9 protein-coding genes are annotated in these 9,000 nt (G+C 62.7%); 7 read left to right on the top strand and 2 right to left on the bottom strand.

Annotation, left to right across the window (positions count from 1 at the left end):
• Positions 1 to 154 precede the first annotated feature (154 nt).
• Positions 155 to 385 carry a mycoredoxin gene (locus ACWEMY_RS28810; protein WP_452392555.1) on the bottom strand — a complete coding sequence of 77 codons (231 nt, stop codon included), beginning with the start codon at positions 383 to 385 and terminating at the stop codon, positions 155 to 157.
• A 120-nt stretch (positions 386 to 505) separates the two neighbouring features.
• Between ACWEMY_RS28810 and ACWEMY_RS28815 the strand changes: the two genes are divergently transcribed.
• Positions 506 to 2,665 carry an ATP-dependent DNA helicase UvrD2 gene (locus ACWEMY_RS28815; RefSeq protein WP_452392547.1) on the top strand — a complete coding sequence of 720 codons (2,160 nt, stop codon included), beginning with the start codon at positions 506 to 508 and terminating at the stop codon, positions 2,663 to 2,665.
• A gap of 72 nt (positions 2,666 to 2,737) precedes the next feature.
• Here ACWEMY_RS28815 and ACWEMY_RS28820 read toward each other — a convergent pair whose 3' ends face one another.
• Positions 2,738 to 3,751, bottom strand: coding sequence for a tyrosine-type recombinase/integrase (locus ACWEMY_RS28820; protein ID WP_452392548.1), 1,014 nt, complete (start codon positions 3,749 to 3,751; stop codon positions 2,738 to 2,740).
• Positions 3,752 to 4,942: 1,191 nt separating this feature from the next.
• Here ACWEMY_RS28820 and ACWEMY_RS28825 point away from each other — a divergent pair.
• The 6 genes from ACWEMY_RS28825 to ACWEMY_RS28850 all read left to right on the top strand — a co-directional run bounded on the left by ACWEMY_RS28825 (position 4,943) and on the right by ACWEMY_RS28850 (position 8,693).
• Entirely contained in the window at positions 4,943 to 5,131 is a 189-nt protein-coding gene (locus ACWEMY_RS28825) for a helix-turn-helix domain-containing protein (protein WP_452392549.1), read from the top strand.
• 77 nt (positions 5,132 to 5,208) lie between these two features.
• A complete protein-coding gene (locus tag ACWEMY_RS28830) occupies positions 5,209 to 7,068 on the top strand; it encodes an AAA family ATPase (protein WP_452392550.1) in 1,860 nt (619 codons plus the stop codon).
• Between the two features lie 390 nt (positions 7,069 to 7,458).
• Positions 7,459 to 7,788, top strand: a complete 330-nt coding sequence (locus tag ACWEMY_RS28835; RefSeq protein ID WP_452392551.1) for a hypothetical protein — start codon at positions 7,459 to 7,461, stop codon at positions 7,786 to 7,788.
• 5 nt (positions 7,789 to 7,793) lie between these two features.
• Positions 7,794 to 7,985, top strand: coding sequence for a hypothetical protein (locus ACWEMY_RS28840; RefSeq protein ID WP_452392552.1), 192 nt, complete (start codon positions 7,794 to 7,796; stop codon positions 7,983 to 7,985).
• The gene (locus tag ACWEMY_RS28845; protein WP_452392553.1) at positions 7,982 to 8,221 is read left to right on the top strand and encodes a hypothetical protein; all 240 of its coding nucleotides are present in this window, start codon (positions 7,982 to 7,984) and stop codon (positions 8,219 to 8,221) included. The genes ACWEMY_RS28840 and ACWEMY_RS28845 overlap by 4 nt, the downstream gene beginning before the upstream one ends.
• Entirely contained in the window at positions 8,208 to 8,693 is a 486-nt protein-coding gene (locus tag ACWEMY_RS28850) for a hypothetical protein (protein WP_452392554.1), read from the top strand. Before ACWEMY_RS28845 ends, ACWEMY_RS28850 begins: the two co-directional genes overlap by 14 nt.
• Positions 8,694 to 9,000 lie beyond the last annotated feature (307 nt).

The following is a 9,000-nucleotide window of genomic DNA, read 5'->3' on the forward strand; positions in this document are numbered from 1 at the left end:
TGCCGCGGCTTGCTCCTTCGTCGCCTACGCCGCGGCACCTGACCGCCGGGCCGGGCCGCGAACGGACCCTCCTCGAGGTCGGGTCGTGCGGGGCTGGGTTGGGCGGGGGCGTGTCGGGGCCGCGGACCTACTCGTGTGCGCGTTTGCCGGGTGACTACGCCTGGGCGGCCAGGGCTTGCTTGACCTGGGCCAGCGACGGGTTGGTGGCGGTGGAGCCGTCGCGGTACTTGATGGTGGGGACCACGTGGTTTCCGTTGTTCACGCTGCCGACGAACTCGGCCGAGGCGGGGTCGTCTTCGATGTCGATCACCTGATAGGTGATGCCCGCTTCGTCGAGCTGGGTCTTGAGGCGGCGGCAGTAGCCGCACCAGGTGGTCGAGTACATCGTCAGATCGGGGGTTGCTTCAGTCACGCGATGTGCAACGCGCGAGGTGGTCGTGGTGTTCCTGACCGGACGGCGGGGCCGGGGAGCGGGCGCGGCGGCGGGTTGTCGGCGGGCGCTGTCATGATGGTGCGCGTGCCAGCACTCGATCTCAGCGTCCTCGACCCGGAACAGGCCGCCGCGGTGCGAGCGCCCCGGGGGCCGGTGTGTGTGCTCGCCGGCGCGGGCACCGGCAAGACCAGGACGATCACCCACCGCATCGCGCATCTGATCGCCGGAGGGCACGTCAAGCCCGATCAGGTGCTCGCGGTCACCTTCACCGCCCGCGCGGCGGGGGAGATGCGCGGCAGGCTGCGCGCGATGGGGCTCGGCGGCGAGGCGGGGCAGGTCCAGGCGCGCACTTTCCACGCCGCCGCGCTGCGGCAACTGCGTTATTTCTGGCCGCAGGTGGTCGGCGATGTGCCGTGGCAGTTGCTCGACAGCAAGTTCCCGGTGGTTTCCCAGGCCGCGCACCGCGCGGGGCTCGGCACCGCGACGGAGATGATCCGCGACCTGCTCAGCGAGATCGAATGGGCCAAAGCCTCGCTCATCGCCCCCGAGGACTACCGGGCCGCCGCCGCGCGCCATCATCGCGACATCCCGGCCGAGGCGAGCAGGGTCGCCCAGGTGTACGCGGGCTACGAGTCGGCCAAGACCTCCGCCGACGGGCTGCTGCTCGACTTCGACGACCTGCTGCTGCACACCGCGGCCGCGCTCGAGGACTACCCGGCGGTGGCCGACGAGTTCCGCGGCCGGTACCGCAGCTTCGTCGTCGACGAATACCAGGACGTCACCCCGTTGCAGCAGCGCGTGCTCGACGCCTGGCTGGGCGACCGCGACGATCTCACCGTCGTCGGTGACGCCAACCAGACCATCTACTCCTTCACCGGCGCCACCCCCGACTACCTGCTCGATTTCTCCCGCCGCTTCCCCGACGCGACCGTCATCCGGCTCGAACGCGACTACCGCTCCACCCCGCAGGTGGTGTCGCTGGCCAACCGGGTGATCGGCGCGGCGCGCGGCCGGATCGCGGGCACCCGGCTGGCGCTGATCGGGCAGCGCCCCGACGGCCCGGAACCGGAATTCGCCGAGTATCCCGACGTGCCCGCCGAGGCCGCCGATATCGCGGCGCGCATCAAGAAACTGATCGCCGCGGGGACGCCCGCCGCCGAGATCGCGGTGCTCTACCGGATCAACGCCCAGTCCGAACCGTTCGAACGCGCGCTGAGCGCACGCGAGATCCCCTTCCAGGTCCGTGGCGGCGAGGGCTTCTTCCAGCGACCGGAGGTGCGGCAGGCGGTCCTGGCACTGCGGCAGGTCGAAGCGCGCGACGACCTGCCCGACGAGGCGCGAAGTGGCGCGGAGCTGATCACCCTGGTGCGGGCCGCGCTGGCGCCGGTCGGGCTCACCGCCGAGGAACCGGCGGGCGCCCAGGCCAGGGAACGCTGGTCGTCGCTGCTGGCCCTGGTGCAGCTCACCGAGGAACTCGTCGGCCACGACGAGGAGATCGACCTCACCGGCCTGCTGCGTGAACTGGCCACCCGCGCCGAGGCCAAACACCCGCCGACCGTCGACGGCGTCACCCTGGCCTCGCTGCACGCGGCCAAGGGCCTGGAATGGGACGCGGTCTTCCTGGCCGGCGTCAGCGACGGGACACTGCCCATCCAGCACGTCCTCGGTGACGACGGGAAGGCCACCGACCAGGCGGCGCTGGAGGAGGAACGCAGGCTGCTCTACGTGGGTGTCACCCGGGCCCGCGAGCACCTGACCATCTCCTGGGCGCTGGCGCGCACCGAAGGCGGCAGGCGGGTGCGCAGACGTTCGCGCTTCCTCACCGGTCTGGTCCCCGACGAATCACCCGCCTCGCGGATCGCGACCACCGCCACCGGCGGCAGGGACGACGACGGCAAACGCCCGCTGTGCCGGGTCTGCGCCAAGCCGCTGATCGGCACCTACGCCACCATGCTCGGCCGGTGCAGGCGCTGCCCGGCCGAACTCGACCAGGATCTGCTCGACGCGCTGAAGGAGTGGCGGGCCGAGAAGGCCGAGGTGCTGCGGGTGCGCGAGTTCGTCGTGTTCACCGACACCACGCTCACCGCGATCGCCGAACAACTGCCCGCCGACGACGCGGCGCTGGCCTCGATCGCTGGCATCGGCGCGAAGAAGATCGAGCAGTACGGCGCCGACGTGCTCGCCATCGTGTCGTCACGTTCGCGGGCAACAACACAAAACCGCAGGTTGTGAACACTGATCAGGGGATACCTGCACGTCAGCGGGTGTTTTTGTACCGCCGAAATCGTCAGATAGGCCCTTTGTTTACGCCCTTAGCGCTAGTGCGAGTGCATCGACGGCGCTCCGAGCTTGGTGCTGTGTGGTGTGCCCGTACAGGTCACCAGTGATCGCGATCGAGGAATGCCCGAGCAGGTCGGCAACCGCCTTGATGTGGATGCCAGCCTCGAGCCAAGCAGTGGCCGCAGAGTGCCGGAGTGTGTGGGGTCCGACCGATTCCGCGTCAGGGACTCCCGCCTTGATCGCGGCCGCACGTACGACGGGCAGTAGGTTCTGTGGAGTGAAGTAGTTGCCGAGTTGGTTCGTGAACACCATCTCGTGGTGACCACACCACTGATCGCCAGCACGGAGACGTTCTTGCTTCTGGCGCAACCGAACTCGCTTCAACTCCTCGACGAGTTCATCGGACATCGGCACGCGACGACGTGACCGCTTGGTCTTCGGTGCCGTGAGTGTGTGGGCCCCGTCGATGAGTGACAGAGTGCGCTTCACTGACAGTTCGCGCTTGTCGAAGTCGATGTCCGCCCAACGTAACGCACATGCTTCGCCGCGCCTGAGGCCGGTGTGAGCGAGTAGAAGCACCGCGCCGTAGTAGCGACTGCGACGAGCGCCTTCCAGGACCTTGCGGACGTTCTCAGGGGTCAAAGATACTGCTTCGTTTGCCTCAGCGCGAGGGCGAGGGACCTTGGTAGCCGGGTTACGCGCCATCAACCCGTCACGTGTCGCACCGTCGAGTGCCGCGCGTAGGACGGTGTACGCGAGTCGAACGGTTTTGGGCGCGTACCGCTTTCGTTGATCCACCACCCACTCCTCGATGTCGGACGGCCGCAATCGGTCGAGCCGCATCTCGGCGAGAGTCCCCGTTTCGATGTGAGTTCGGCACACCCGCGCGTAGCCCTGCTTGGTCGTCTCGGTGCGGTTGGACGCGAGCAGTGATGTTTCGCGCCATCGCTGGACCCACACCGCCACAGTGTCTTTGGCGTCCTTCGCGGGCGACCCCTCGGCGACTCGATCGTTGATCGCGCGGATCTTGTCGCGCACCTCTTGAGATGTCTTGCCGTAGACGGACTGTCGAACTCTCTTACCCGTGATCGGATCGGTGTATCGAACTCGCCCCTGAAAGGTGCCATTCGGTCGTGTGGTTATCGACCCTTCACTGTTTCCTCTTCGGCCTGCCACGAGGTCTCCTAGGTAGTTTGTATCCCGCTTTTCGTGCGTCGTCAACATAAGACATCGCAGCTCGTCGGCTAATCGAGAAGTGCTGTGCCACAGCTTCATAGCCCCCGCTCGGGAACAGCTCGGCGACTTTTCGATGCCGCTCTGGCATGCCCGCCTGAGCCTGTGAGGCGACCTTTCTTGCTTTGCTCGTCGGGCGCGTTCTTACGTGCCGCACATACTCGTCTTCGCCGTGAGGTTCAACCGCAACTCGGGACAGAGCCTCGTAGACCCACGTATCGAGGGTGATCGCACGGAGGTCGGTGGTGTGGACCTCGCCGCTGAACGTCACTCGTGATACTTGCCCATGCTCGATCTGAACTTCGACCTTGCAGGTCTTTCTGTAGATAGTCAGCTCAACATAATCGGGAACTCCATCTCGAATAGCTGTACTCCAACGTACGTCAGCCTCGGTCCCGTCGGGCCCGGAAAAATGTGTCATCAGATGGCACCGTCCTTCACTATTCAGACAGGGGCGAACCTCGGCAACCTTGGATGAACGAGCCTAGACGAGCAAGGCACGAGATGGAGGCATCGCGATGGACGAGAACCTGGAAGTTTCCTTGCGGAAAACTGTCTTTGAGGTATTGGAGGATCGACTGGGGGACGCAATGGCAGTGGGATGCCCTCTGTGCGGGGCCCTACTAGACCGGGTTTCCTACGGCTGGGATTTCCTGATGGCGCGCTGCGAGAATAAGCACCACATTAGTCTCATCCCAGACGTGGAGTAGCTGCCCCAAATCGGGGCTCGGTGGGTGTGGTCATATCCACCCCTACCGGGCCCCTTGGTGCCCCAACTCACTTGTATGCGCGTATCGACGCACGGCGAACGGTGCGGGTAATCGGCACATGTGACTATTGTCAGTGATGCGGATCACATTTCATAACCCATGGGGCTTTGTCGTGCGGAAATGTGGATCCTTTCCTGACTAGTGCAATTCTCGGCAAATGGACGAGAAGTTGTCAGTCGTTAATGTCGAACACAAGACAACGAACGACGACGAAAGGAACTTGTAAATGTCTCAAGCAATTAGGCGACTGATCCCGATCAGCAGGGCGGCTGTGTACCTCGGGGGAATTTCCAAGGTTACCGTGTATGCGCTGATCAATCGCGGAGAATTGAAGAAGGTAAATGTCGGGCGACGCTCGTTTGTCACCGCGCAGTCCATCAATGACTATATCGACCGACTGGAGGCGCAGGCATGACAGCACCGCCCCTCGCGCGCACTGCGATACTCAAGGACTTGGACTCGGATTACGGGCGCCGGTTTGGGTATGTGTGCGTGGGCTACGTCTATGACCGCGATCTCGAAGATCCGAAGCAGAAAGGTACTTACCACACGCCTGAACGGTTCTTCGAGTGGCCGCGCGAACGCTCGACAGCGGCGACCTACATAAAGCAGCAAGCAGAGGCCGGGCACTGCGTCTACAAGCCCACGTCGCTGTGTGTGGGGAAGTCACGCACACGAACCGTGCCGTCCGATGTCCTCAGTTTCGAGGTGGACGACACGAACCTGTCCGACGAAGCCTGGGGTCTACTCGATCAGGTTGGCGCGACTCTCGTTGCCAGCGGTTCCCCTGGGCACTTCCACGTCAAGGTGAAGCTGGATCGGGATGTCGAGCACGACGAGCTGTGGGATCTGGCGAAACACCTGTACTCGGCCTGCGGAATCACCGAGGGCGGCAAGTGCGAACCACACGGCCCGTTGCGCATCATCGGGTCGCTCAACACCAAGTACGACCCACCTGCCGAAGTTGCGGTCATGCGCGTCGGCGTAGGGACGACGGTCGAGGCGCTGAGGGCGATCCTGAGCGACTATGACGCACCGCCGGACGTATCGCGTGACGACGAGCTAGTAGACGCCGAGGAAATCGCCTGGGGGGCGGTACCGCGACTGATTCGGCAACAGGTCGAGTATGACCCTGACGATGGGGACGGTAGTAGGCGCGGCGCACGTCATTACGACTTCGTGGGCGAGCTATACAAGGAAGTTCGGAGAGGACGACTCACGAAAAGGCAGGCGCTCTACATCTCGGTGAACTACTACACGCCGATTCAGACCAAGTGGACGCGATCGGAACGGGCGGCGGATTTCCATCGGTGCTGGGGCAAGCACGAGGCCGAAAAGAAGCCACCTGAATCGTCCCGGGAGAAGGGCGGGACGACCCAGATGGCGACCCCCGATGAAGGTAACAGTGATCATAACACAAAGCGCAATACAAAGACCGCTTGGACATTTCAGGAGCTGATGACTATGCGGTTTGCGCCGCTCAAATACAAGGTTCGTAATCTCATCGCGAATGGCGTTGTAATCCTGACCGGATCACCAAAAGTGGGCAAATCGTTCTGGCTGCTCGATCTGGTGGTTGCCGTCGCATCTGGTCGCGAGGTGTTTGGGCACTTCGAGACGAAAGCCGCCGGGGTCCTCTACATCTACCTCGAAGGTGGCGGTGCTCGTGCGATCCAGTCGCGCATCATGTCGCAGCAGGACGAGGTGGATCAGGGTCTCAACATCCAGTTCTACACGGAGTGGCCGTCTCAGCAAGACGGAGGGATCGAGCGACTGCGCGAGTACCTCGATGCTCACCCGGATACGGGACTGGTGGTCATCGACACCCTCGCCGCGTTTCAGAACGGGGGTCCAACCTCGAGCAACAACCGGTGGGGAGTCGACTACTTGCTGATCAAAGGGCTGTCGGATCTCGCTCATGCGCACGACTGCGCTGTGGTCATCGCTCATCACACCAAGAAGGGCGAAGAAACCGACTTCGTTGATCAGATCTCGGGCACCAAGGGCCTGAGCGCTGCGGCGGATGTGCTGATCACCCTCGACCGCGAGAGGAACTCGACCGAGGGCAAGATGAAGCTGACGGCTCGTGAGATGGAAGAGAATTGGTGGAACGTCGAGTACAAGGACTTGACGTGGACCGTATCCGGGGCTGAGCCTCTGAAGTCGAATGCCGACACCCTGAAAGAGATTCTCGAATTCGTCGGAACCGACCACAAGAAGATCAGCGACATAATTCAGCATTTCGACGGGCGTAAAGCGTCGTCGGCTGTGCGGGCATGCGTGCATCGAGCGAGGCGAGCGAGAACGCCACGGCTGATTCGGGACGAGCATGGAAGGTACTACCGACCGTGACGCCGAACGGTAGTTGTGACGGGTCTGTGACGGTAGGCGTCACAGTGCTCCGTACGCCTCTTCTTAATGTCCCTTACCGTAGTAACAGTATATATGCACGTCAGAGGGGATTTTGTCCCGTATCAATTCCCGTACCAGGACCCGTAACACGTACCGTCACAAGTACGGTAATTGTGCGCCGCTGTGACGGTGAGTTGGGTAGCGACTACGCGCGCGCGACAAACCCGTTTACTAGTTGTTCAGATCAGAATCTGATTGCGGGCGGGTGTGGTCACGTATTGTCGAAATCGTCGCCGGGTGTTGTGCGACATGTCTCCGAAGAGTCGGAGCTTCGGGGAGTGTCCCTTTCTCATGACACCCGGCGCACTCTCAAAAGGAAAGGTTGAGGATATGTCTATCAATAAGTTGGACGAACTGCTCATGCAGGAGAATCCGAAGGTGGGTGCGTACGACGCTCTCAAGTTCAGCGCGGACGGTCGAGGCAAACTGCCCGACCATGTTCGCGGCGTCCGGATCAAGCACCCGGCAACAAAGTGGGATGACCGCGGATACGTCGGTACCGCGTACGTCACTCAGGCGGGTGTGGAACCTGTCGCCGATGTCGAGCCGGTCCCGGTGATGGACGGGGCTCAGGTCGTGTCGGTGGAAGTGTTGCCGCCTGTTCGGGTTGTCGAGATTGTGGACCCCGATACCGGTGCGCTTGTCTGGGTGGAGGTGTGAGAGGTATGGACAGCCGACTGAAGCATCAGGCACCAAGGGATGGCGGTGTGTCACGTGCTCGAACGCAGACACGCCTGACCACCGAGCAGCAGCTGCGGACGCGCATCGCCGAACTGGAACGACAGGTCGCCGTGCTGCTCAGCAATCGGGCTCAGGTACGCGACGCTCTGCGCGTGTTGTCGGGGGTGATCGCATGACCGCGCCACAGGATCAACCGCTGGGTTCCGGAGGGATGCGCGCGCTGGTCAACGAACGACAGCGCAACCGTGAACTGCGGGCAGAGGTGCAGCGCGAGGCTGCCGATGCGCAGGAATTGCGGGATCAGATCAAGAAGATGAGAGACGAGCGTGAGGAGTATCGCCGTGCTGTTCGCCTGGTGGTAGACGACGCCTATTCCGAGACCGGTGGATGGTGCAGCGATGAACACAAGTAAGACAGGCGGCCAGGACGATCTGAACAGCGCCGATGCGGTCACGACTCACGATGACGACGAACAGGCGCGAGGATCGAACCTAGGCACGAATACGACCGGGTCTGCCGGTCATGCTGACGAGTCGCCGAATCGCGAGGCAGCGCGGTACCGGGTTCGATTGCGTGAGGCCGAGGGCGAGGTCGCTCGACTCGGTGGTGTGGTCGAGAACCTGCAAAAGGCCGCCGTCGAATCCGCGCTTGGAGACAGGATCACCGCGAAGGCTTTCTGGGCCAGTCGGGGAGAATCCGGGCTATCTGGATTGCTGACCGGTGACGGCACCGTGGATTCCGGGAAAGTCGCGGAAGCTGTAGACACGGCTGTTCAGGAATTCGGGCTTGGTCCTCGACGCCCCGAGCCGAATCCATACGCGGGATCGAACAGCACGGGCGAAGAATCCGATCGTTGGGTAAACGCATTCACCCCACGGGGGTAACCCTCCCCCTGGGTCTTGTTCACCGCTCGGTAGGCTTTGGTGCTCGGAATTCGTATAAGATTCGGGTGGATACAAACATAATTACAAAGACAGTTGAATATTGATATAATCGAACCGTTCGCCCCTGCGGGGCGGGTGTGGATTTAGGCCAGGTGCCGTCCTCGAACTTTTGTTCCTGGGCGGCATCTTTCTTTTTTGTCGCCTCCGCTTATTAGAGCCCCTATCGGGTTCGGTTGCTGAGTCGTCGCCAACAGATCAGTGCCGCACCAAGATTCAGGAATCCGTAGTGGATGTCGGTGCGACGTTC

This window comes from Nocardia sp. NPDC004415, from assembly GCF_053602435.1.